The 24,585-nt window shown below is 39.9% G+C and carries 27 protein-coding genes, 3 pseudogenes and 1 other annotated feature; of the genes and pseudogenes, 28 read left to right on the top strand and 2 right to left on the bottom strand.

Going from position 1 to position 24,585, the window contains the following annotated elements; all coding sequences use genetic code 11:
* Positions 1 to 186: 186 nt before the first annotated feature.
* The 17 genes and pseudogenes from AC21OG_RS09955 to AC21OG_RS09875 all read left to right on the top strand — a co-directional run bounded on the left by AC21OG_RS09955 (position 187) and on the right by AC21OG_RS09875 (position 15,867).
* Entirely contained in the window at positions 187 to 516 is a 330-nt protein-coding gene (locus AC21OG_RS09955) for a hypothetical protein (RefSeq protein ID WP_487378452.1), read from the top strand.
* 429 nt (positions 517 to 945) lie between these two features.
* On the top strand, positions 946 to 2,283 hold the full coding sequence (locus tag AC21OG_RS09950; protein ID WP_487378451.1) for a DUF2345 domain-containing protein: 1,338 nt from the start codon (positions 946 to 948) through the stop codon (positions 2,281 to 2,283).
* Positions 2,280 to 3,428, top strand: a complete 1,149-nt coding sequence (locus tag AC21OG_RS09945) for a GH-E family nuclease (RefSeq protein WP_487378450.1) — start codon at positions 2,280 to 2,282, stop codon at positions 3,426 to 3,428. Before AC21OG_RS09950 ends, AC21OG_RS09945 begins: the two co-directional genes overlap by 4 nt.
* A gap of 12 nt (positions 3,429 to 3,440) precedes the next feature.
* The gene (locus tag AC21OG_RS09940) at positions 3,441 to 3,977 is read left to right on the top strand and encodes an ankyrin repeat domain-containing protein (protein WP_487378449.1); all 537 of its coding nucleotides are present in this window, start codon (positions 3,441 to 3,443) and stop codon (positions 3,975 to 3,977) included.
* A 32-nt stretch (positions 3,978 to 4,009) separates the two neighbouring features.
* On the top strand, positions 4,010 to 4,222 hold the full coding sequence (locus tag AC21OG_RS09935) for a hypothetical protein (protein WP_487378448.1): 213 nt from the start codon (positions 4,010 to 4,012) through the stop codon (positions 4,220 to 4,222).
* Entirely contained in the window at positions 4,189 to 4,452 is a 264-nt protein-coding gene (locus AC21OG_RS09930) for a GAD-like domain-containing protein (RefSeq protein WP_487378457.1), read from the top strand. The genes AC21OG_RS09935 and AC21OG_RS09930 overlap by 34 nt, the downstream gene beginning before the upstream one ends.
* Before the next feature lie 2 nt (positions 4,453 to 4,454).
* Positions 4,455 to 4,724 (top strand): T6SS immunity protein Tdi1 domain-containing protein, encoded by a 270-nt coding sequence (locus AC21OG_RS09925; RefSeq protein ID WP_487378447.1) that lies wholly within the window; start codon positions 4,455 to 4,457, stop codon positions 4,722 to 4,724.
* A 253-nt stretch (positions 4,725 to 4,977) separates the two neighbouring features.
* A pseudogene (locus tag AC21OG_RS09920) lies at positions 4,978 to 5,130 on the top strand (OmpA family protein); the annotation flags it as partial.
* 14 nt (positions 5,131 to 5,144) lie between these two features.
* Positions 5,145 to 7,790 (top strand): DUF2345 domain-containing protein, encoded by a 2,646-nt coding sequence (locus AC21OG_RS09915; RefSeq protein ID WP_487378446.1) that lies wholly within the window; start codon positions 5,145 to 5,147, stop codon positions 7,788 to 7,790.
* Between the two features lie 10 nt (positions 7,791 to 7,800).
* Entirely contained in the window at positions 7,801 to 8,853 is a 1,053-nt protein-coding gene (locus tag AC21OG_RS09910; RefSeq protein ID WP_487378445.1) for a DUF2515 family protein, read from the top strand.
* On the top strand, positions 8,850 to 10,070 hold the full coding sequence (locus tag AC21OG_RS09905; RefSeq protein ID WP_487378444.1) for a hypothetical protein: 1,221 nt from the start codon (positions 8,850 to 8,852) through the stop codon (positions 10,068 to 10,070). Before AC21OG_RS09910 ends, AC21OG_RS09905 begins: the two co-directional genes overlap by 4 nt.
* A gap of 251 nt (positions 10,071 to 10,321) precedes the next feature.
* Positions 10,322 to 10,474, top strand: a pseudogene (locus tag AC21OG_RS09900) (OmpA family protein); the annotation flags it as partial.
* Between the two features lie 14 nt (positions 10,475 to 10,488).
* Positions 10,489 to 11,799, top strand: coding sequence for a hypothetical protein (locus tag AC21OG_RS09895; protein WP_491185036.1), 1,311 nt, complete (start codon positions 10,489 to 10,491; stop codon positions 11,797 to 11,799).
* Positions 11,800 to 11,846: 47 nt separating this feature from the next.
* Positions 11,847 to 13,066, top strand: a protein-coding gene (locus tag AC21OG_RS09890) for an IS3 family transposase (protein ID WP_487376832.1) whose coding sequence is annotated in 2 segments (ribosomal slippage) — positions 11,847 to 12,123 and positions 12,123 to 13,066 — 1,221 coding nt in all. Because the reading frame shifts where the segments join, the coding sequence is not laid out codon by codon here.
* Positions 12,122 to 12,238, top strand: a sequence feature (AL1L pseudoknot). It overlaps the preceding gene by 117 nt.
* A gap of 54 nt (positions 13,067 to 13,120) precedes the next feature.
* A complete protein-coding gene (locus tag AC21OG_RS09885; RefSeq protein WP_487378467.1) occupies positions 13,121 to 14,473 on the top strand; it encodes a DUF2345 domain-containing protein in 1,353 nt (450 codons plus the stop codon).
* A complete protein-coding gene (locus AC21OG_RS09880; RefSeq protein WP_487378466.1) occupies positions 14,466 to 15,212 on the top strand; it encodes a hypothetical protein in 747 nt (248 codons plus the stop codon). Before AC21OG_RS09885 ends, AC21OG_RS09880 begins: the two co-directional genes overlap by 8 nt.
* Before the next feature lie 19 nt (positions 15,213 to 15,231).
* Positions 15,232 to 15,867 carry a hypothetical protein gene (locus tag AC21OG_RS09875; protein WP_487378465.1) on the top strand — a complete coding sequence of 212 codons (636 nt, stop codon included), beginning with the start codon at positions 15,232 to 15,234 and terminating at the stop codon, positions 15,865 to 15,867.
* A 231-nt stretch (positions 15,868 to 16,098) separates the two neighbouring features.
* Here AC21OG_RS09875 and AC21OG_RS09870 read toward each other — a convergent pair.
* Positions 16,099 to 16,764, bottom strand: a pseudogene (locus AC21OG_RS09870) (IS701 family transposase); the annotation flags it as partial.
* A 284-nt stretch (positions 16,765 to 17,048) separates the two neighbouring features.
* Between AC21OG_RS09870 and AC21OG_RS09865 the strand changes: the two are divergent.
* The 9 genes from AC21OG_RS09865 (at position 17,049) to AC21OG_RS09825 (ending at position 22,523) form a co-directional block, all read left to right on the top strand.
* Positions 17,049 to 17,270, top strand: coding sequence for an OmpA family protein (locus AC21OG_RS09865; protein WP_487378464.1), 222 nt, complete (start codon positions 17,049 to 17,051; stop codon positions 17,268 to 17,270).
* 14 nt (positions 17,271 to 17,284) lie between these two features.
* Entirely contained in the window at positions 17,285 to 17,494 is a 210-nt protein-coding gene (locus AC21OG_RS09860; protein WP_487378463.1) for a hypothetical protein, read from the top strand.
* A 61-nt stretch (positions 17,495 to 17,555) separates the two neighbouring features.
* Positions 17,556 to 17,969 carry a hypothetical protein gene (locus AC21OG_RS09855; protein WP_487378462.1) on the top strand — a complete coding sequence of 138 codons (414 nt, stop codon included), beginning with the start codon at positions 17,556 to 17,558 and terminating at the stop codon, positions 17,967 to 17,969.
* A 529-nt stretch (positions 17,970 to 18,498) separates the two neighbouring features.
* Positions 18,499 to 19,482, top strand: coding sequence for a DUF2345 domain-containing protein (locus tag AC21OG_RS09850; protein WP_491185085.1), 984 nt, complete (start codon positions 18,499 to 18,501; stop codon positions 19,480 to 19,482).
* A gap of 13 nt (positions 19,483 to 19,495) precedes the next feature.
* Entirely contained in the window at positions 19,496 to 20,101 is a 606-nt protein-coding gene (locus tag AC21OG_RS09845) for a T6SS effector amidase Tae4 family protein (RefSeq protein ID WP_487378461.1), read from the top strand.
* A gap of 3 nt (positions 20,102 to 20,104) precedes the next feature.
* Positions 20,105 to 20,659, top strand: a complete 555-nt coding sequence (locus AC21OG_RS09840; protein ID WP_487378460.1) for a hypothetical protein — start codon at positions 20,105 to 20,107, stop codon at positions 20,657 to 20,659.
* 66 nt (positions 20,660 to 20,725) lie between these two features.
* Positions 20,726 to 20,959 carry a hypothetical protein gene (locus AC21OG_RS09835; RefSeq protein WP_486548028.1) on the top strand — a complete coding sequence of 78 codons (234 nt, stop codon included), beginning with the start codon at positions 20,726 to 20,728 and terminating at the stop codon, positions 20,957 to 20,959.
* Positions 20,959 to 21,816, top strand: a complete 858-nt coding sequence (locus tag AC21OG_RS09830; RefSeq protein ID WP_486548029.1) for a hypothetical protein — start codon at positions 20,959 to 20,961, stop codon at positions 21,814 to 21,816. Before AC21OG_RS09835 ends, AC21OG_RS09830 begins: the two co-directional genes overlap by 1 nt.
* Positions 21,813 to 22,523 (top strand): hypothetical protein, encoded by a 711-nt coding sequence (locus AC21OG_RS09825; RefSeq protein ID WP_487378459.1) that lies wholly within the window; start codon positions 21,813 to 21,815, stop codon positions 22,521 to 22,523. The genes AC21OG_RS09830 and AC21OG_RS09825 overlap by 4 nt, the downstream gene beginning before the upstream one ends.
* 150 nt (positions 22,524 to 22,673) lie before the next feature.
* Here AC21OG_RS09825 and AC21OG_RS09820 read toward each other — a convergent pair whose 3' ends face one another.
* Positions 22,674 to 23,600, bottom strand: a complete 927-nt coding sequence (locus tag AC21OG_RS09820) for an IS30 family transposase (protein ID WP_486548031.1) — start codon at positions 23,598 to 23,600, stop codon at positions 22,674 to 22,676.
* Between the two features lie 145 nt (positions 23,601 to 23,745).
* Between AC21OG_RS09820 and AC21OG_RS09815 the strand changes: the two genes are divergently transcribed.
* Both AC21OG_RS09815 and AC21OG_RS09810 read left to right on the top strand, forming a co-directional pair.
* On the top strand, positions 23,746 to 24,111 hold the full coding sequence (locus tag AC21OG_RS09815) for a hypothetical protein (RefSeq protein ID WP_486548032.1): 366 nt from the start codon (positions 23,746 to 23,748) through the stop codon (positions 24,109 to 24,111).
* Between the two features lie 38 nt (positions 24,112 to 24,149).
* Positions 24,150 to 24,503 (top strand): DUF7079 family protein, encoded by a 354-nt coding sequence (locus AC21OG_RS09810; protein WP_486548033.1) that lies wholly within the window; start codon positions 24,150 to 24,152, stop codon positions 24,501 to 24,503.
* Positions 24,504 to 24,585 lie beyond the last annotated feature (82 nt).

The raw sequence follows: 24,585 nt of genomic DNA, 5'->3' as shown, positions 1-24,585 counted from the left end.
CAGACACCGATAGTCGTGATCATATCACCCCTACTCGACTCGCCTTGTTCGATACCGCTGCCCACTCCTTTTAACCTAGAAACATTAAAAACGAAGAAATTTTTGAATAATACCTTGATAGAAAGGAATTATCAGAATGTTTTTAATTCATAATATTGTATTAAGTTATATAGAAGCTTTTAAACTATGAGAAAATCTATTATTAAAATACTCATTCCCCTGTTTACTGGAGGAATAGTTATATTTGGTGCCATTTTTTTGATAAAAAATCATAAAGAAGCTGAAATACCAACAATCGTATTGATAAATATAGACGAAGATCTAAAAGAAGATATTGAAGTATATATAAATCCACATGGATATGAATTAGCTAATTATAGACCAGTGAAGTATGTAGGGAATACTAACACTGTTTATCCCTTACTAATAAAAAAAGAAATACAAACTTTAAGAAAATATCAGAATTTAGTGATTATAACATTTATGCTAAATACAAAAACTCATACGCTGTTATAAGAACAACGAATACAATTGTATTAGGAGGTTCAAAAACCAGCATAGAGTTAAGTATATTGCAGGATAAAGAAAATAAACCTTACATTTCTGTTTTAAAAAGCAATCCAACCTATCAGTCAAAACCAAACGATAAAATAGGTCTCTATAGCTACTTTTATGATAAGTCAGAATATCAGGAAATCCACGATAAATCAGAAGAAATATTAAACTCTATAGAAAATATAGAACAGTTATAGTCGGTGGAAAAAGCTTTAACCACGCCCACCCTAAGCAAGAATACAATCTAACCGCTAGCCCCGATTGTAACGATTATACTTGGTAAAGCACAGGGTTGCAGGCGCTTAGCTAGTGGCAGTATCGCAGCACAGGAATGACACTAGCCTTAGCGACTGCCCCTGTGCAAGCCAAGATAATAGTGTAAAGCGGGAAATGCTACTTACTTTCAACCAGCGTAATGTGAAGCCGTTAAACAATACCTTAGCAGGAGCGAACTATGGCACTCACTTCACGCATAGAGCAGATGATCAAACTTTTGTGCAGTCTATTGGTGACGCAGAACATTTAATCAATACAGGCAGCCTTTTATCGACCACTCGCCCTAGCCTGTTTGCTTGTCATGATGACAACGCGGTAGAAAGTGGCTATCGGCATCAGGCAGACGATACTGTATCCGAGTGGGTCACTGAGCACCGATCTGATCAAGCGTATTCTCAGTTATCACTGAATAACAGCCAAGTACAGGCTAGAGTTAAGATGGGTGTGATCCACCCTGCTACAGAGGCTAGTAAACGTGACGGTATTCATGTCGCAACCGATGCACAAGTGAGTGTGAAGACTGGGCAGGCGGTAGTGATATCTTCACAGCCGCAAACTCATGCTCAAACCCACGAACAAAGCACAAAGCATGATTATCAGCAGCATACCCCGACGCTCACTCAAACCAGTCTTGGTGGTCAGCATCTAAGCGAGCGCTTAACGCAACTTGCGACAGGTTTAGGTCGTCATGTTAATAGCCATAAAGAGATTAAGACTCAGCTTGAGGCGATAGCTGACGAGCAAACCCAATCAACACATCAGCAAAAACCTTATACCTTGATAGATAGCGCTGCTGATAGTGGTTACGTCAGTGAGGCGTTACTGGTTCATCGCTCTATGGGTGAGATGTTATCTACCACTCAGCAAGATAGGATGGTGACCAGCGGTCAGGGACATCATCAGGTAAGCGGCGAGTCAACGACCCTTGTGGCGGACGGTAGTGTGAGTATGACCAATGCGAAAGATAATCTCATGGTATCGGCGCATACAGGACGACTTGAGGCTACGGCTAAGCAGGATGTAAATATATCGTCTTCAACCCAAGCAGTTGAGATTGCGGCGAGTAATAAGGTGACGATTCATGCAGGCTCAGCGAGTATTACGCTTGAGGGCGGTAATATTACGATTAAGGCCAATGAGTTTATTGAAAAAGCAGGTAAGCATAATCCAGCTAAGGGTGGGTTTGATGGACGTTTCGTTTCTGGCTTACCTTCTAACGTACTTGCAGAACCCCCTACCTTTATTGAGCTTAATTATTTATACGATGATGATACGCCTGTTAGCGGTGCGCCCTATCGAGTAGAGTTTGAAGATGGTTCCGTACGTGAAGGTACTCTCGATGAAAATGGCTATGCTCGTTTAGTGGGTGTGCCGAAAGGTCAGGCGGTTGTCTATTATGGCGAAGATCCAGCCGACTTTATATCTTATAAGGATATGGAGGCAGATGAATGAGTACAGGTGGTGGCGTACTAGGAGTTACTAACATAGGGAAGGATTATACTCCCCAAAAATATAAAAAAAGTCAAAATGAAAAGCCCACAGGTTGGTTTGAAGAATTAAAAAAACAGACCGCATCCTTTCTTAAGGGTGAAAACACGAGTACTTGGGCTTTATTTGCTGAGATAGTCATTGGGGTGATACCTGTGGCAGGTCAGCTTATTGATGCCAGAGATATTATCAATGCAGTAATGAATTTAAAAGATAAGCCGAGTGATAGTACACTATGGTTTTTATTAATAGCTGCCCTCATTGGGCTTATCCCAGGGTTTGGTGATGCAGTTAAGAGCGCAATTAAGGCCATTAAGATCGGTGGTGAAAAGCCTGCTGATTTGTTTGCCTTTATAAGAAAATTTGGCAAAGGCAACCCAGAACAAGCATTACAACAGGCATTAAACCCTGCTAAACTGAAGGGCTTACTGAATAGTATTTTAACACCGAATTTTTTGAATAGTTTAAGTGCATCACAAAAACAGGCACTCGTACAAATTCAAAAAGACTTTGATCGCAGAATCAATCCAATTATTAATGAAATTAATAATTGGGCAAAAATGACGCCCGCTACTGCCAGTACAGCAACATCAGGTTCAGGTAAAACATTGGGTAGCAAGCCAAACACAGCTGTTGCTTCAACCAATAATCGTGCGTCAGGTGAGGTCGTAAACCATAATAGCTCAACGACTTCTAGGGTAGGATCAAAAGAACCTCCTAGAGATGAAAAAGGACGTTATACTTATGACCCAAATAAACCTATAACAAACTTAACGAGGCCATCTATTCGATCAGAAACGAAACGACAAATTAGAGAACGATATGATTTTACAGAGGACGGTAAAGCTATAGACAAATTAACTGGTGAAGTCATAGAGCCACCATTACACTATGGTCACGTTAAGGGATGGGAGAATAGACGATTAATAGAAGCCTCTGAAAAATTAGGTATGTCCCAAAAACAGTTGAATGACTATGTAAATTCTAGACCTGAAATATTTGAGATTCAAAACGGGCCAGAGAATATAAGTCATCGAGGTGAAAAACCTGGACGTGGAGAATTAGATGACATTACTAAAGATATGAGAAGATTTTTGGAAAACAAATAACGGAGACTAGTAATGAGACCAGAAACAACTGGGGAAAAAATTATTGGAGCCAACTGGGACGGAGATATTGAGTTTCTACAGCAAATGGCTGATGCAAAAAAATTTGACCCTTTACACACAACTGAAGTTGAATCATGGAACTACCTTCATAGAGCGAACTTAATTAATCCTTCTCCCAGAAAAACCATTAAATTCTATATAGATAATGGCGTGCCTGTAAACGCTCAGGACTGCTATGGTATGACTCCCCTACATTATGCAATGCGTGTGAAGAACGTTGAAGCAGCTAAGTTATTACTAGAAGCAGGTGCTAATCCCAATATACCTAATGATAAAAATATAACACCACTTGCTTATATTAATGGTATACCCGATGAGTTAGGCTTACTAAAAATGATGCTAGAAAAAAAAGGGGATGTTAACTTTGATACAGGTGGTGGCAGTATTTTAGAAAAGATAAAAAAATATAGATCGAATGATCCAAAGTTTATCCCTGTTATCAAATTGATGGAGAAATATGAGAAAGGTCATCGCCCTTATCTTGATTAAATATTATATTTAATGTCCGTTTGGAAAATAGTATGAGTGAATATATAGTAGATGAAGAATTTGATTATTTTATTACAAAATTTGGACTACCAGATTGGCAGCAGCCTGTCCCTGAAGAGGTTATGCAATATTACCGTGGTAAATTACCGGATAGACTTCTTTTTATTGGAAGAAAGTTGGATTTTGCCGTTTTAAGCAAGGTCTATTTTGGATCGTTAATCCTGCTGACTATAAAGATGAGCTAGCGATTTGGTTAGGTGAAGACATTCTAAAACAAGACAATTATTATGTGATTACACGTAGTGGCTTTGGCAAATTATACGTTTGGGGTGAAAAAACAGGTCATGCCTATACAATTACTCCAACCCTTGGTTGGGTTTTTCAAGAAAAAGGGGAAGCAAAAGATATTGCGAAAGGCCTAGCAGATAGAAAAATTGAATTATTTTTCGCTTTTAAAGAGACAATATATATATAGATATGGTTGATAATAATAGCAAACCCCTATTCGACCGCTGTGTCAAAAAGTTTGGTCCACTTGAGTATGACCAAATGTTTGGCTTTGTTCCTGCTCTTGCTATTAATGACAATGCTTCCATAAAAAATATCGATAAGATGAATATATTTGTTTATCTCAATCTTTTACCCGACTTAATTGAAATCCAACATATCGACTTTAAAAAATTAGGTCAGATGGCCTTTGGTATTGACGATGATTCACAGTTGCCTGATTTAGATGATTTGAAGTAGCTTTAACCCCAAACACGCCCACCCTAAGCAAGAATACAATCTAACCGCTAGCCCCGATTGTAACGGTTATACTTGGTAAAGCACAGGGTTGCAGGCGCTTAGCTAGTGGCAGTATCGTAGCACAGGAATGACACTCGCCTTAGCGACTGCCCCTGTGCAAACCAAGATAATAGTGTAAAGCGGGAAATGCTACACAGGCCACACAGACAACACAGGCGACGCAAACGCCAACCTATTACTATCCAACCAGCGGGCAGAAGCCGTCAAACAATACCTTATCGGACGTGGTATTGACGCCTCTCGACTAACCACCGTAGGTAAAGGAGACACCGACCCCATCGCCAGTAACGACACCGAAGAAGGCAAAACCCGTAATCGGCGTATCGAATTTACCCTAGGTGAATAACAAGGACTGTATTCATGCCAACCCTACACAACACAGCCCTACCCATGCACCTTGACAGGCTTTACGCCTCCGAAGGTAGCACCCAAGCCGCCTATGCTAGCCAACACTTAGACGTCACCGAACATACCCAGTGGCTAGACGCCCTACTCAATAGCAGCAATGAGCAAGCTCTCATCGACCTGCTAAACCCAAACAATCGCTCACAGCATGCCCAGCACAGTATAGACACCTATGTCATCAACACCTATATCCATGAGCGCCATCAGCCCCCCTTTAGCTCACAGGCGCACCTTATTGGTTCTCCCTTGACCTTAAGCTTTGACACCCCAAGTGGTACTGCCTATCGCCACCTGTATATCACCGCCATACGTCAAATAGATCATGAAGGCAGCTATGGCTACTACCGCCTTATCGCCCAACCTATCACCTCAACGCTGCATCAACATGCCCGTGCCCATATAGACACCCATACCGATGTGGTGAGTATGGCTGCACAGCGCCTATCTACCATTAATGTTGACATCATAGATGACAGCGGCCATGACTGGACCCCAGCACGCATGACCCAGTGGCAACTCAGCGACTGGGCACATATCTGTGAACGTCTATCGCGTCAGGGCCTAACCGGCTATCTGCGTCATACCCAAACGATTAAGCACACCCCGCCACACTTGGTTATCACCAGTAGCACGCCCAGCGAAGCGGACAATATCAGTTATAACATCGGTGCGATACGCTATCATCAAGCACTGCATGACCGGGTTCACGCCCCCGTACTTGCCATCACGCATCGTGTTACCGCGCTACCTAGCCAAATCAATGTTCAGCGCTTTAATACCGCCGCAGTATCTCATCCCGAGCAAAGCACAGCCACCACACCCGTCTATGACTCAAGTGTCTTTACCGCCAAGCTAGCCATTGATACCCCAGCCGCCTTTGCTCCTGTGACAGACACCCAAAGTATCGATGATGCTCAAAGTATCGCTCAAAGCTTTACGGCAGCTCATAACCGCTATACTGCTCTAGCACACGCCACTGATGCCAATGTAGCAGATACCTTTATCTTAGAGGGTCATAACCGCTTAAATGACCATTACCGCGTCACCCATTTAACACACTTAGCACGCAACAGCCTGACCCACATCACCGGGCTGACTCAAAGCCGTCGCCACCGTGAGCGTCATGCTTCACATCTAGAGGCAGGCAGTCATCTGACTCAATTAAGCTTGATATTAGTCGATACCCCTTGGGTGGGTCATTTATATCGCAAACAAGTATTGCCGCCTATGACAGGTATTACAGAAGATCAGTCAGACACGGACAGTCGTGATCATATGACCCCTACTCGGCTTATGTTGTTTGATACCCAAGCCCAGCCTATATCAAGACTTGAGGCACAGGCAGGAGCGAACTATGGTACTCACTTCACACATAGAGCGGATGATCAAACGCTTGTGCAGTCTATTGGTGATGGTGAGCATTTAATTAATACAGGCAGTCTACTATCGACCACTCGCCCTAGCCTATTTGCTTCTCATGATGACAAAGCGGTAGAAAGCGGCTATCGGCATCAGGCAGATGGTGCGTTATCCGAGTGGGTCACCGAGCACCGATCTGATCAGGCGTATTCTCAGTTAGCAAATAATAGCAGCCATGTTAAGTCAAAGGTTAAGATGGGTGTGATTCACCCTGCTACAGAGGCTAGTAAACGTGACGGTATTCATGTCGCAACTGATGCACAGGTAAGTGTGAAGACTGGGCAGGCTATGGTGATGTCCTCACAGCCGCAAACCTATGCCCAAAGCACAAAGCATGATTATCAGCATCATACCCCGACGCTCACTCAAACCAGTCTTGGTGGTCAACATCTAAGCGAGCGCTTAACCCAGCTTGCCACAGGTTTAGGTCGTCAGGTTAATAGCCATAAAGACATTAAGACTCAGCTTGAGTCTATCGCTGACGAGCAAACCCAAACCACACATCACACTACTCCCTATACCCTAATAGACAGCGCCGCTGATAGTGGTTACGTCAGTGAGGAATTACTGGTTCATCGCTCTATGGGTGAAATGTTATCTACCACTCAGCAAGATAGGATGGTGACGAGTGGTAGGGGGCATCATCAGGTGAGTGGTGAGTCAACGACCCTTGTGGCGGACGGTAGTGTGAGTATGACCAATGCGAAAGAGAATATCATTGTATCGGCGCATACGGGACGACTTGAGGCTACGGCTAATAAGGATGTGAATATATCGTCTTCAACCCAAGCAGTTGAGATTGCGGCGAGTAATAAGGTGACGATTCATGCAGGCTCAGCAAGTATTACGCTTGAGGGCGGTGATATTACGATTAAGGCCAATGAGTTTATTGAAAAAGCGGGTAAGCATAATCCAGCTAAGGGTGGGTTTGATGGAAACTATCTGTCGAGATTGCCTTATGATAAGTTAATGCAAAAGGAGTTTTATGATGAGCAAGTGCAGCTAGTTGATCCATTGGGTAATCCACTACCTAATCTAGACTATTTAATCACTTCTAATAAAGTAAATATAAAAGCTAAATCTGATGATGAAGGTAAAACACCTCGAATTGATTCAGGAGATAAGGAAGAAACATTTAAAGTTGATTTAGTTTGGCCTAAATTTATTAATAATGAAACTTAGGAGAGTTTAGATGAGTAATAAAACTACCACACAACTAAACAGCTGTACACCACAAACATGTTCATGTACCGACTTATGGTCAATCTCACAAAAATTTTGCCTACAACGCTTAGCTAACTCAGTTAGTGATAATACTTATAGTTATATTAAAAGTAAAAGTGCAAGAGCAAGGCGTATAGCAGGGACATATGCAAGGTTTTATTTAGAAATAGAGAAAGATAACGGTCATAATATCGGAGATACATCTAAGATAGGTCGCTTTTATTGGATGGCTTTAGGTGCATTTGCTAGTAAAACAGTAGCGTGTACATTAGAACATTGGACTCTAAACTTAGTATCAAAAAATATCAATTGGTTAGTTAGTGCTGAAGATTGGTTTGGTCAAGGTAATTTCTGGCTATTCCAAGATATTGCAGGATGGCATCATTACTATAGCAGTTATGGATCAAACGTATTTTTTAATTGTATTGAAAGTAGAAACACCGATAATCTTGTTCCACAAATGAAAGTAGCTATAAATAACGCTCCTTGGGCATCTAAATCTATTCATAAGATTAATAACTTAAAAAGCAACAGTTTTATTGTTACGGGTTTTAAGGGAGTTTTAAATTTTGAAACCTATACTACTGAGAATAAAAAGAAGGAAGCTCAATTATCTAATGTTTTAGAAATTGCAAAACATGAACAAGGTAAGATTTTACAACCTCTTATATATAGCAAAACTAGAAATATTAAGGAAATCGATGCTATGGGTATGCCAGTTATTAAGGATTTTGCTCCGGAAGTGAGTCTTTTCTTTTCATCTGATTGTAAAATTCCACAGGTTAGAGCAGATTCTGGTTACCATTATCGTGGAAATCCACGAACATATAAAGATGATCCAGACTATGATAAATACGTATCAAAACCTGATTCAGATATTATCTTATACGATTATAACAGTCGAATGAAGTGGATCAATAAGGCTGCTAAAAAATTTCATGGATTGATGCAAAATGAAAAAACTTATATGCATAGTCAGCTAAGAACTATGGCAAGTTGGTACAACAAGGCAGACTTATGAGCTTATTCAAAATAATTGAGTGTATTTCTATGTTAAAACGACTATTTATGCCAATCATCTTAGTTGTTTTATTTATTTCGTCAACTGCTTGTCAAGCTAATAAAGAGGTCGTTATGCCGAGTAAGCCCTTAGAAATCACATTGAATATTTCGGCAAAAAAGCTGTATGAAATGAATCCTAGTTATCAGCAATATAGGGAAGCAGATACTCAGCCAATGGGAGCTACCTTTCAAGGCTATGACTTTCCTCGTTATCAAGAAGCACCACTGCTATTTAAATACTCTGATGATGAAATCCTAATTGATGGGGTCATGTATGTAATGGCTTATGATGATATCAAAATAAATGATAGTCTGTTAACGAGTTTTGATATTGCTTTTATCTACAATAAAGATAAGGAAAGTATAAGTGATAGAGAGGCCTATGAGAAGACTATGGCTTTCTTTAAGCAATTGCAAGATAAAGGTTGGGTTTATGATAATAGTATTGAAAACCCTCGTATCTCCTCTTCTGATAGCTTTAAGTTCACTACTAATCCCAATGGAGACACCTATGCATTAGACTTATCTTACCCATTAACTTTCAACGATTGGATGCGCCTAGATGACGGTCATGTATGGTATATACGCCACAATACCGACACATTTATGGATATACGATTAGACCGACAAACAGATGAAACAACAAATAATAGACATTATCTGATGAGCTTAAACATATATGACCAAGTTGAAAAAGTAAAAAGAACTGTGGGTGCGGATCATCGAAAAAACTGGGAACAAACTTATCCTGATATTTATGCAAAACTTCCTTTAGGGCGGTTACAAAGTGAAACTCAAGCTTTAGAGATAGGCTTAGACATCCAACAAGATCAACCAGACTACACCCTGCCAATTGTGCTAGAAAAGACAGGTATCGACACCAGCAAGTTTGTATCGATTGACCCTTATAAAATAACCTACGAGGAGTTCATTAAACGTCAAGAATCTGGCGAAGACATGACACCTTACTATGAGAAACAACCAAAAGCTAAACCTGAAATAACCAGCCAAGCTAGCGGACGTTGTCCTGCAAATCAGCCTTGTCCTAAATCAGGGTTCTGGTTTACCCATGCTAAAGCTGACAGCCGAGCCTACTTCAAACAAGGCACAATCATGCCAGACTATCCAAACAATAATTGGGGAATCGTCATTTGGCAATTTGATGGAGAAGCTTAGAATAGCTTTAACCACGCCCACTCTAAGCAAGAATACAATCTAACCGCTAGCCCCGATTGTAACGGTTATACTTGGTAAAGCACAGGGTTGCAGGCACTTGGCTAGTGGCAGTATCGTAGCACAGGAATGACACTCGCCTTAGCGACTGCCCCGTGCAAGCCAAGATAATAGTGTAAAGCGGGAAATGCTCCACAGGCCACACCGACAACACAGGCGACGCAAACGCCAACCTATTACTATCCAACCAGCGCGCTGAAGCCGTCAAACAATACCTTATCGGACGTGGTATTGACGCCTCTCGACTAACCACCGTGGGTAAAGGAGACACCGACCCCATAGCCAGTAACGACACCCAAGAAGGTAAAACCCGTAATCGGCGTATCGAATTTACCCTAGGTGAATAACAAGGACTGTATTCATGCCAACCCTACATAACACAGCCCTACCCATGCACCTTGACAGGCTTTACGCCTCCGAAGGTAGCACCCAAGCCGCCTATGCCAGCCAACACTTAGACGTCACCGAACATACCCAGTGGCTAGACGCCCTACTCAATAGCAGCAATGAGCAAGCTCTCATCGACCTGCTAAACCCAAACAGTCGCTCACAGCATGCCCAGCACAGTATAGACACCTATGTCATCAACACCTATATCCATGAGCGCCATCAGCCCCCCTTTAGCTCACAAGCGCACCTTATTGGCTCCCCCTTGACCTTAAGCTTTGACACCCCAAGTGGTACCGCCTATCGCCACCTGTATATCACCGCCATACGTCAAATAGATCATGAAGGCAGCTATGGCTACTACCGCCTTATCGCCCAGCCCATCACCTCAACGCTGCATCAACATGCCCGTGCCCATATAGACACCCATACCGATGTGGTGAGTATGGCTGCACAGCGCCTATCTACCATCAATGTTGACATCATAGATGACAGCGGTCATGACTGGACCCCAGCACGCATGACCCAGTGGCAACTCAGCGACTGGGCCCATATCTGTGAGCGTCTATCGCGTCAGGGCCTAACCGGCTATCTGCGTCATACCCAAACGATTAAGCACACCCCGCCACGCTTGGTTATCACAAGCTGTCAGCCAACTGAATCAGAAGATATCAGTTATAACATCGGTGCGATACGCTATCATCACGCACTGCATGACCGGGTTCACGCCCCCGTACTTGCCATCACGCATCGTGTTACCGCGCTACCTAGCCAAGTCAATGTTCAGCGCTTTAATACCGCCGCAGTATCTCATCCCGAGCAAAGCACAGCCACCACACCCGTCTATGACTCAAGTGTCTTTACCGCCAAGCTAGCCATTGATACCCCAGCCGCCTTTGCTCCTGTGACAGATACTCAAAGTATCGATGATGCTCAAAGTATCGCTCAAAGCTTAACGGCATCTCATAACCGCTATACTGCTCTAGCATACGCCACTGATGCCAATGTAGCAGATACCTTTATCTTAGACGGTCATAACCGCTTAAATGACCACTACCGCGTCACCCATCTGACTCACTTAGCACGTAATAGCCTCACTCACATCACAGGGCTGACTCTAAGCCGTCGCCACCGTGAGCGTCATGCTTTACATCTAGAGGCAGGCAGTCATCTGACTCAGTTAAGTTTGATATTAGCCGACACCCCTTGGGTGGGTCATTTATATCGCAAACAAGTATTGCCGCCTATGACAGGTATCACAGAAGATCAGTCAGACACGGACTGAACCGCCCCGGGATTGTCGGAGAACTAACTTTCTGAGAGAATACGACAATGAAAACACGAAACTATACCCCTGAAATGAAAGAGCGAGCCGTCCGTATGCTTATTGAAGCTAAAGACGACTACCCATCCACCTGGTCAGCCATCAAAGCCATAGCGCCAAAGATAGGTTGCACACCTGAGACCCTACGATCATGGCATAAAAAGCACATTGATAAAACCATTCCTGCAAATATTGAAGCTCAAAGCCAAGCCGAGCGCATCAAAGAGCTTGAACGTGAGAACAAAGAATTAAAGCAAGCCAATGAGATTATAAAGAAAGCTGCAGCTTTTTTCGCCCAGGCGGAGCTCGACCGCAAACCCAAGTAATGGTTGATTTTATAGACGATCACAAACAACAATATGGAGTCGAGCCAATCTGTAGAGTATTACCGATTGCTCCATCAACCTACTACCGCATAAAAGACTTAAACGATAATCCAGAGAAACGTTCACAGCGTAGTCAGCATGACGACTTCTATCTTAATGAGATTAAACGTATTTGGAAGGACAGCAAATGCCGATACGGTGCTCGTAAAGTCTGGAAACAGTTGAAATCCGAAGGTATACATCCTGCACGTTGCACTGTAGAGCGGTTAATGCGCCAGCATGGCATGCAAGGTATTTGGCGAGGTAAAGGTAAGATAACCACTAAGTCTCGTGATGATCAAATACGGGCAGACGACTTAGTTAATCGTAACTTTAATGCCCATAGACCGAACCAGCTATGGGTGGCTGACTTTACCTACGTTAAAACGCTGAGTGGTTGGGTATATACCGCCTTTATCATTGATGTGTTTGCCCGTAGTATTGTTGGCTGGAAGGTGTCTAATCGTATGAACACCGATATGGTGATGGCAGCGTTAAATCAAGCAATTGCAAACAGAAACAACCCAAAAGATGTGATCCATCATAGTGATCGCGGCGTTCAGTATTTATCCATTCGCTATACGGATAAGATGGCTGATTCAGGTATCATTGCATCTGTTGGCACGACAGGTGATTCGTACGATAATGCATTAGCTGAAACGGTTAACGGGCTTTATAAAACGGAGGTGATTGAGTATTTAAAACAACAGTGGCAAGGTGTGAGCGATGTTGAATTAGCAACTCTTGAATGGGTCGATTGGTTCAATAGAACACGTTTGCATAGTACGATTGGTTATGTGTCGCCTTTTGAGTTTGAGAGACGATACTATGATAGTCTTAGTGAGTCAGACAAAGTTGCCTGACTCAAGTAATCCACTCTCCGATATAGTCGGGGCGGTTCAGACAGTCGTGATCATATGACCCCTACTCGGCTTATGCTGTTTGATACCCCTGCCCAGCCTATATCAAGACTTGAGGCACAGGCAGGAGCGAACTATGGCACTCACTTCACGCATAGAGCGGATGATCAAACGCTTGTGCAGTCTATTGGTGATGGTGAGCATTTAATCAATACAGGCAGTCTATTATCGACCACTCGCCCTAGCCTATTTGCTTGTCATGATGACAAAGCGGTAGAAAGCGGCTATCGGCATCAGGCAGATGGTGCGTTATCCGAGTGGGTCACCGAGCACCGATCTGATCAGGCGTATTCTCAGTTAGCAAATAACAGCAGCCACGTTAAGTCAAAGGTTAAGATGGGTGTGATTCACCCTGCTACAGAGTCTAGCAAACGTGACGGTATTCATGTCGCAACTGATGCACAGGTAAGTGTGAAGACTGGGCAGGCTATGGTGATGTCCTCACAGCCGCAAACCTATGCCCAAAGCACAAAGCATGACTATCAGCATCATACCCCTACCCTCACTCAAACCAGTCTTGGTGGTCAGCATCTAAGCGAGCGCTTAACCCAGCTTGCGACAGGTTTAGGTCGTCATGTTAATAGTCATAAAGACATTAAGACTCAACTTGAGTCTATCGCTGACGAGCAAACTTCTACTACGCATCAACAAACACCCTATACATTAATAGACAGCGCCGCTGATAGTGGTTACGTCAGTGAGGAATTACTGGTTCATCGCTCTATGGGTGAGATGCTGTCTACCACTCAGCAAGATAGGATGGTGAGTAGTGGTAAGGGGCATCATCAGGTGAGCGGTGAGTCAACGACCCTTGTGGCAGACGGTAGTGTGAGTATGACCAATGCGAAAGACAATATCATTGTATCGGCGCATACGGGACGACTTGAGGCAACCGCTAAGCAGGATGTAAATATATCGTCTTCAACTAAAGAAGTTGAGATTGCGGCGAGTAATAAGGTAACGATTCATGCAGGCTCAGCGAGTATTACGCTTGAAGGCGGTGATATTACGATTAAAGCCAATGAGTTTATTGAAAAAGCAGGTAAGCATAATCCAGCGAGTGGTGGGTTTGATGGGCTGGGGCTTGATGGGTTGCCTGATATGATTCCAGATAAAAAGTCACTGATGGATGGGGTTTACAATTTGGCTTATCATTTTGTTGATGATGATGACGTGCCGTATGCAAATACGCCTTACATAGCTGTTAATAAACGTACTGGGGAAGAATTTAAAGGCGTTACAGATGATGAAGGGTGGTCTGAGCGTTTTTATTCAAATCAACAAGATGAAATTGAGATTCATTTAGAGCTTGATTGGCAGGATGACTATGGGAGTAAAGATAATGAGTAATTATAATAAAAGTACTCTTAATCATACTCTACCTATGATTTCTAACAATAGAGTTCAAGTAATTTCGAGTCAGTATTATCTAGTAATTGGTTTTGAAGTAAATCATATAGCTACTGCTTTTCAGAATAATACTCAAAATCTCAATATAGATTATGGACATGCATTTTTTTTTACAGTACAAAATGGAAAAATTTTAACCGTCTTTAGCTTTGGTCCCTCTGGGAAGGCAACGCCAAATAGGGCGGAATTAAAGGCAGGAATTGATGAATTTAGTGGCAGACGTCCAGGCACAACTGACTATACAATTACTGAAGTTTCAAGGCTATATAAATTTAAAATAAGCAAGACACAGGCAATGAATATCAAGAAACATTCTGATAAATTTAGAAAAAAGGTTATATCAGGTGATGAAAAGTATACAGCATATATGAATGATACTTGTGCAGAAGCTGCAAAAGATGTTTTAGATGATGCAAATATTGATACTCCTGATGGTAAAGGGTATGTAATTACTCCAAATGATACTGCAACCTCTTTAATAAGTTCTATAAAATTCGTAAATCCGTATTCTTGGTATGATCAGTTCAAGAAAAAGTATGGACAACCATTTTTATACAAACATAATGGTATTGATATAGTTGATCCTATAATGCTTGAAGACAAGTGGAAGCTTATCGAAGGGACTACCGTACCTAATACCATTGCTACATATGCTTATCATTCGGATATGTCAAAATAATAAGAATTGAGAATTTAGTATGATAAAAGTCGCTCTAGTTACTCTATCTCTTTTTTTAGTAAGTTGTGAAACTTATGAAAACACACAAATTGGAGGCTCTGCTATGCAAGGTGGACTACCGTTATATGAAGCATTAATAAAAGCAAATAACTCACAATCAATCACTCGTTCTGATTTTAAAAACATGACAGAAATAACAAAGGCTGCCATGAGACTAGTTTCTAATGAAACAGATTTGATTTCAGAGTCGAATATTCTTGGTATCTATGATCCTTTTACTCCCAAAGCCAATAAGTGGATTAGATATAGTTTTGAGACTACAGATATTCAAACTACGGTATTCACTTATCTAAATGATAGCAAAGTAAGAAGTATTTATATTAGTAATATTGACAAGCAATTTATTTCAACTGAATTTCAATTAGATTTAAAAGACTTTAATATCACTTATTTAAATTATGAATTAATAAAGTCTGAAACTAATGATAATTTATACGAAGCTTATTTTAATTACAGATCAAATGATTATGAAGATATACTAATCGGATTTAAAGCTATTGGATTGACAGAGAATGACATTAAAGAATACGATGAACTTGAGTCTTTACCAAATAGCATCACTACTATCAGAGTATATTCTTCACAAGATAATTAAGATTGATGTTCGATTCTAATTTATGATAAACCTACTGCTTTTAACATATTAAATAGAATAAATTACTAAATTAGAACTTACGCACTATCATAGACACAAAGACTATGCTAGATCGAACTGATACTTAGGTCTCAAATGAAACCACTAATTATCGACTAACTGACAAACATGAGCCACAATAGGTCTAAACAACTTAAAATGCCATTGGTACATAGACTTATACATCGTCGATAAATAGACAAAGCCAAAGTCTTTTAACCAAATAGGCTGATAACTAAAGCGCTCTTCAGGAACCGATTGAACCTGTTGCCATGTTCCTTTAGTCACAGACACGGTACGGTTTGATTTAATCGCGAACATAAAACCTTAGCCACGATATTTTATGGACTTTAGGTTCTTAGTGGGTGAATACCAACTATCCCCTGTGACATAAGAGGGAGACAAGCCCCATTGTAAAACCTCATCTAGCATGTCTAGAAAGTAGTCGTTTTTGGTTTTGTTGTCGCTGTGATCATATAGTCTGTAATTAACGGGTAAGCTGTTACCTTGCTTGTCGGTATAGTACAAAGTGATAAGATTTATTCCTTGTACCGCTTTATGGTGCTTACCTGACCAGTAGTAGTCAACTAGGTGCATGTGATGACTGTATGGTTTGTCTATGACAGTGTCATCAATACTTAGTACACCACCTTCTGGCTCAAGGGTTTGCATGGCTTGGTCATATAGGTCATGAGGCTCAAAGCTTTCTCGCTCTAAGAAACGGTTGACACTGTCATGACTGATGCCTAGGGTGTCTGCGAGTCCTGTACAAGTCGGTGATATGGGTTCACTGATTAGCATACCTGTGTATAGTCCAAGGTTACATTTCGCTGTGCTGGGATGTTTGGTTTCTCTTATCACGGTTGTTCTATCACTTGTTTGTTAGTCTTTGGCTATATCATACTATTTCTTTGTGGGATAGTGCGTAAGTTCTAAATATAGTGATCTTTGAAATATTAGAAAGCTTTAACCACGCCCACCCTAAGCAAGAATACAATCTAACCGCTAGCCCCGATTGTAACGGTTATACTTGGTAAAGCACAGGGTTGCAGGCGCTTAGCTAGTGGCAGTATCGTAGCACAGGAATGACACTCGCCTTAGCGACTGCCCCTGTGCAAACCAAGATAATAGTGTAAAGCGGGATGAGCTACACAGGCCACACAGACAACACAGGCGATGCTAACGCCAACCTATTACTATCAAACCAGCGCGCTGAAGCCGTCAAACAATACCTTATCGGACGTGGCATTGACGCCTCTCGACTTACCACCGTCGGTAAAGGAGACACCGACCCCATAGCCAGTAACGACACCCAAGAAGGTAAAACCCGTAATCGGCGTATCGAATTTACCCTAGGTGAATAACAAGGACTGTATTCATGCCAACCCTACATAACACAGCCCTACCCATGCACCTTGACAGGCTTTACGCCTCCGAAGGTAGCACTCAAGCCGCTTATGCCAGCCAACACTTAGACGTCACCGAACATACCCAGTGGCTAGACGCCCTACTCAATAGCAGCAATGAGCAAGCTCTCATTGACCTGCTAATTCCAAGAAAAATATCACGGTCCTTATGCAACGGCTAAAAACCACATAGCCTACTACAAAGATTATTTATCACCGACAACTACATATGGCTATGGCGAAATGCAGTTGGGATTAGCAGCTGAATTACTCGGTATTACTAATGAGCCTGATTATCTTAAAACAACATTTGAACTAATAACAACAGACGCTGAAGCTGCACTTCAATTGGTAGCACTAAATATTAAGAATGAACAAAATAGAAGAGGTAGAACACTTAACGTACATGAAGCTACTGTTTTTCATAATGCAGGGTCAAGTGGTTTAAATAGTTATATTGCTGGAGAAATACCAAAGAGTACTATATTAAGAAGCGTATATGGACGTTCATGGTTATGGCAAAATGCAATCTCACTAGCACTTGAAGGTATAATCATAGGGCAACCAGACAATTGTAAATTAGTATCCTGTAATGCATATATTGAACAGGATACAGCTAGATGGAAGTACAACCCAGAACAACCCACTCAATTTTAGGTGATTTGATGTTATTATTAATTTCAATAGTATTACTAAGTTTTATTCTTTTATTTTCAAGTTTTTATATAGATAAAAGTGGTGGTTTATATACTCAATCTTATTTAAAACCAGGCGAGTTAATTAGTTTTTCTGAAATTCAAAGCTCAGGATCGAATGATTCGATTATAATATTTATTGTTAGCTTTCTTATGTCAGTTCTTTTTCTTATCACCTCACTAATACCGATAAAATTAAATATTAAATATTACTTGTTTCTAATTTATCTGATGGCTTCATTTTATGCTTTAAATCTTGTAGAAATATCGAGTTTTCTAGAGATTTCATACTCAACTATTTTTTTGGGGAAAAATATTTCATACATAGTATGGTTCACTGTCTATTTAACAATATTTTTTACTGTTACTTACAAGGTATATATCTCATTGAAAGAAACTAATAATACTCCTAGACAATAAGAAACCTTCTTTTTTAAATGCGTTTTTAATAGTATTTATTCTTACCGTTGTTTGTCTAACTTTATTGTGTCATAAGAACCCTCACTCAAACCAGTCTTGGTGGTCAGCATCTAAGCGAGCGCTTAACCCAGCTTGCCACAGGTCTTGGTCGCAATGTCAACAGTCATAAAGACATTAAGACTCAACTTGAGTCTATCGCTGACGAGCAAACCCAAACCACACATCACACTACTCCCTATACCCTAATAGACAGCGCTGCTGATAGTGGTTATGTCAGTGAGGCGTTACTGGTTCATCGCTCTATGGGTGAGATGCTGTCAACAACACAGCAAGATAGGATGGTGAGCAGTGGTAAGGGGCATCATCAGGTGAGCGGTGAGTCAACGACCCTTGTGGCAGACGGTAGTGTGAGTATGACCAATGCGAAAGACAATATCATTGTATCGGCGCATACGGGACGACTTGAGGCAACCGCTAAGCAGGATGTAAATATATCGTCTTCAACCCAAGCAGTTGAGATTGCGGCGAGTAATAAGGTGACGATTCATGCAGGCTCAGCGAGTATTACGCTTGAGGGCGGGGATATTACGATTAAGGCCAATGAGTTTATTGAAAAAGCAGGTAAGCATAATCCAGCTAAGGGTGGCTTTGATGGGCTGGGGCTTGGGGGGTTGCCAGAGTTTATCGCTGGTAATTTTTATCAGGCTAAGTTTCGGTTCGTCGATGATTTAGACATTCCATACGTAAACACACCTTATATTGCTATTAATGAACGTACTAAAGAAATATTTGAAGGTCATACCGATAGCAATGGAAATACTGAAACGTTTTTAAGTGCTAAGCCTGATGAGATCAAGGTTCATTTGAAGCTTGACAAATATAGTGCTCAGTTTAGGTTTGTTGATGATAATGATATACCCTATAGCTTCGTGGATTATATTGCTCAGGCTCAAAAAACAGGTGAATTGTTTGAAGGTACGACAGATGCACAAGGCTATACTGATTATATATATACTTCAATTGAGCAAGAAATTAAAGTTCATTTAAAATTATGATAAAGGAGTAATTATGCCTAGTTCAAATAACACTAGAGATCCATTTGAGGGACTTAGAACTAATAGAACAACAAGTGCCCAAAGTGAAGAAATCCATAAACTAACAAAAGCTAATATTAGTCGCTTTACACGATGTCATTGTAAACTCCCTTATGCCGATGAGTTTAAAAAACATTATTTATACTACGATCGCTATGGCCCTATCCAAGTTTGGGAAATAGTAGGTGGTAACTTAGAAGAAGGATACGGTAAAAACTCTCCTGGTGGTGCAGAAGATACCTGTGCTACCCGAGTAAGCTATGCGCTGAATAAATCAGGTAGACCAATACCAGCAAATGCCCCAAGTGCAAATATGAACTATGCTGATAATAAAAGATATATATTATCAGCACGTGAAATGAATAACTATTTTAAGAAGATTTTAGGTAAACCAGATTATACATTAACCTCTTCTGAAGATTTTTATAAATTAAAAGCTGCAATGAATCACGATTATGCGTTTATAATGGCCAGTAATAAACATGTCGCTTTTGTAACTCACAATTATAACGATAATGGTGCACCAGTATATTTAGGAAATGTGTGGTTTTTGCCAACAAAAAAATGTAGCTGTGGATAAATTATGAGACCTTCAACTTTAATATTATTAATAACTTTACTACTAGGTTGTAACTTTTCAGACACCCCATCAACCTCAACAAGTACCAAAGATATAAAAGAAACTAAGTTAGATAAAACTAATTATTCTAATTACTCGGATAATTTAAAGACTACAGACAATAAGCCAGAACTGATTAATGAAAACTTTTCGGCTCGAAGGACATTAGAGATTCTTCAAAACTCAAAAGATTCTAGAGAGCTAGTATACCTCATTCACCCTGATGAAGAAATAATTGTTTATTGTTATCAAGCGCTAAAGTCTGAATGTTATATTAAAGGTATCATCAATGATTATTACTTTGAACATGACATAACAGCCATAGAAAATAGAAATATAGGTGGAATAACAATAAATGATGTTCAATCCGCCAACACTGCACCAACTGAATGGATTGATTTAACCGATGAGTACTTAGCAATAAGAATGGACACAAAAGTAATTATGAACTCTAAAAGATATAATTACTACGATTATCTAATAATTAACTTTGATGAGCGTGGTGTTTTTTGGCAATAAAATATTGCTTATGCTAATACACCTTATGTTGCGACTAAGGAACGAACTCAAGAGACTTAAGAGGGTGTGACTGATGAGATAAAGGCACATTTGAAGTTAGATAAGTATAGTGCTCAGTTTAGATTTGTAGATGACGATGATATACCCTATAGCTTTGTGGATTATATTGCTCAGGCTGAAAAAACAGGTGAGGTTTTTGAAGGTACGACTGATATAGATGGTTATACAGAGATTTTACGTACTTCAATTGAGCAGGAAATTAAAGTTCATTTGCTAATCAATAATATGGAGAGTATATAATGAGTACATTTAAAGATCGTCCTGGTGATTTACCATATGACGAGCAATATTTATCTAAGACTACTACTCAAAAAGATTTAGATGTAACAACCGTTAATATTACTAGAGAAGTCATAAAGTGTAGTAAATGTGGACAATCAATCAGCATTGATGAAGAATTTATAAATAGCATCAAGTCGAACATGAGTTCTAAATTTATATCAGCTTTGCTGAAACTACCTTTTTATTTAAAAAAGTATAATGCTAATACCTGTCGAGATTTAGTGAACTTTCTTGCACAATCGCAGATTGAAACTCAAAATTTTACTGCGTTACGAGAAAATTTAAATTATACAAAAAAAACATTTAAGAATGGTGCAAACGTCTACAGTGTATCTCCTACTACTATAAATAATGGCTTTAAAAGAAAAGGTTTAGGTAATTATACAAAACAGCAGAAAATAGATTATATAGAAAAATATTTAATGGATAATGATAAAGCTTATGGCTTTCATCTATATGGTAATGAAAAATATCCGCAAAACGATTATCGAGGTAGGGGGTTTATGCACTTTACTCATTTTGCTCAGTATAAAAATTTTACTGAAGATACAGGTATTAATATTGTAGAGATGCCTACTTTATTAGAGACTAATTTAGACATAGCATTAGAGACCGCTACTTGGTTTTGGAAAGATAAGAACAATGGGCAGATTTTACAAGAAACATCTAAAGACACAAAAGACTTCCAAAGTGATTTAGTAACTACCAAAGTTACGAGGCTTGTGAATGGTGGTAGCAAGAAGCTTGCCGAAAGAAAAACAGCTAAAAAGTCTATAGGAACTAAATTTGTAACTGCATATGGAGCATGTCAATGAAAAGGTTTATTTCTAGCATTATTATAGGGGCTAGTTTAGTATCCTGCTCCAACAATACTAAGACAATAAATCAGGACGACCAACTAAATAATAAACCTCTTATAACAGCGGAACAACACAATCAAAGTTTAAAATTGTTTATTAAAAAAAGCGATAATAGCAAAGCTCTTATAGATACTTTTGAGGTACCAAATGATATCCCGAAGTTAGCATATGCATTTCCTTATAACATTAAAGGTAAACCTTATATCTTTACAGGTATTTCCTATCATGAGAATTACAGAGATTTTGAACACCCTTATATTAATTATAGTAACTTCTATTTAACTAATATTTATAAATGTGACTTAGAATACAACTGTGTTTACGATAAAAAGTTGAGCCATTTCTTTGGTATCGGAGGTGACTTAATTGATTCAAACTCTAAACAGTTATTAAATAATTATCCTTATAAGAGCGAGTCAGATATAAAAAATACTCTTCAGACATCATATTTTAAAGATTGGTTGAATAATAAATTAGTAAAAGGACATACCACTAAAAGAACACAAGTTAGTGATGTACCTAACTATTATGTAGGAAAAACTGAATATTTGTCAAAAGATACTCACTTTAATATTAATGATGCATCTGCAGGATGGTTAAATATAAGCACTATACAAGTTGAGGGTTGGATAAAATGTGAAGATACAAATCTATGTATTTGAATTTACTAAATCATATAATAAATGACCAGTGAATTCCTCTATACATCTTTCCGATCCCATTGAATATACAGATACCAAACGTGAAGTGTAGTGGTCAAAGAGACATTCGGCATTGGTCAAGTTACTTAGATTAACAGACCAAGTGCAACGTTAGATATTATTAAAGAATACCTCATTAGGGCATTCAAAACCTAATCGTTTTCTTGGTCGTTCATTGAGTCTATTTTCAATGAACTGAATTTCATTATCACTGACCTGAGTAAAGTCGCAGCCTTTAGGCAGATACTCTCTAATGAGCCCATTAGTATTTTCATTAGATCCTCGTTGCCAAGAGGCATAAGTATCAGCGAAATAAAACATAGCATATAAGTCACGTTTTACGTTCTGATGATTAGCAAACTCTTTACCATTGTCAGAGGTGATGGTCTTAACAAACAGCGTCAACGGGCTCAGTAGGTCGCTTATTGCACCAGCAACTAAGCTTGCACTTTTATAGGAGACTTTCTTAATCTTAACCAAGCCTGTTTTGCGCTCAACGATAGTAACAATAGCTTGCTTATGGTTTTTACCAATGATGGTATCGGCTTTCCAGTCACCAAGACGAGTTCGCGTGTCCACAATAGCGGGTCGCCTATCAATAGAAATACGGTCTTTAATCCGACCTCTCGTCTCTGAGACTAACGGCTTTTTATAAGGTTTGCTTTTACGTCTTAGACATTGCCAAAGGTTGCCACCATTTGCTTTATCTTTATGAATATAGCGATAAATGCTAGTATGACTAATACTTTGGTGGACACCGGCTATTTGCTCGGGACTCCAGTTGATACTCAGCTTATCTTTTACCCAACACCAGATATTATCTGACAATTGACGGGCGTTGTTTGCACGGCGCTGTATTGCTTTACTTTGTGCAAATTGTGGACGGTAACCTTTTTGACTCAGGTTACGCCTAAGCTCCCTTGAGATGGTGCTAGAACATCTCCCGAGTTGTTCGGCAATAAATTTAATGGTGTGATTTGCCCTATACAGGGCATAAATCTGGTATCGTTCACTTTGGCTTAGGTGTGTATAGCTCATTGTGCAGTCTCACTTTGGACGAGGGAGATAAGTGCTCAGATGCTATCGCATCTTTGCCTCCTTTTCCCACATTTTAAGTAATTGCACTTCGTGCGTTAATCTAAGATTTCTGAACTCAAAGTTATCGCAACTTGGGGTAGTAGTCGTGCTAACTTTAGTTCACGCCCCCGTACTTGCCATCACGCATCGTGTTACTGCGCTCCCTAGCCAAGTTAATATTAAGCGCTTTAATACGGCCGCAGTGTCACATCCCGAGCAAAGCACAGCCACCACGCCCGTCTATGACTCAAGTGTCTTTACCGCCAAGCTAGCCATTGATACCCCAGCCGCCTTTGCTCCTGTGACAGACACCCAAAGTATCGATGATGCTCAAAGTGCGATAGCTTTGGCACTGGGTATTTCTTCATTTAGTGGACCAGGTGCTCCAGTGTGTGCTATGGCAGTAGTGGTAGGTATCTTAGGTAGTTTAGGGGGAAGCGTATTAGGTGCATGGGCTGGTGAAGAAATTTAAGATGAAGCTCAAGAATATATCGAATGGGGCATTTTCTAATGGAAGAAGATATGTGGTTTGCATTATCGGATATTTTTGTAGATAGCGAAATTGATTACAAATTTATTGCTTCAAAACTAAAAAATATACCTCACGAATTAATAAAAGAAGCATTATTTTACAAGCTCGCTCCTATTTATGGATCAGTCTATTTTACACCAATACCACAAGAATGGATGGGTTTTAATAAAGCTGAGGTAATAATTAAAGTAAGAAGACACATGAATAAATACAGTAAGAGTAAAATATATAGACTTAAAACAAATATTTTAGGAGCTTTTTATAGTTGCTTTTTGAATGATGTATGGAAGGAACTTAAACTTGAATTAGACAAACATAATAATAATTTTTAAGGTTTAAAGCATGCTTTGATATTTAAATCCGTATTCTTGGTATGATCAGTTCAAGAAAAAGTATGGACAACCATTTTTCTAC

This window comes from Psychrobacter sp. CX5, assembly GCF_057621535.2.
This window is presented reverse-complemented; position numbering and strand designations above follow the sequence as displayed.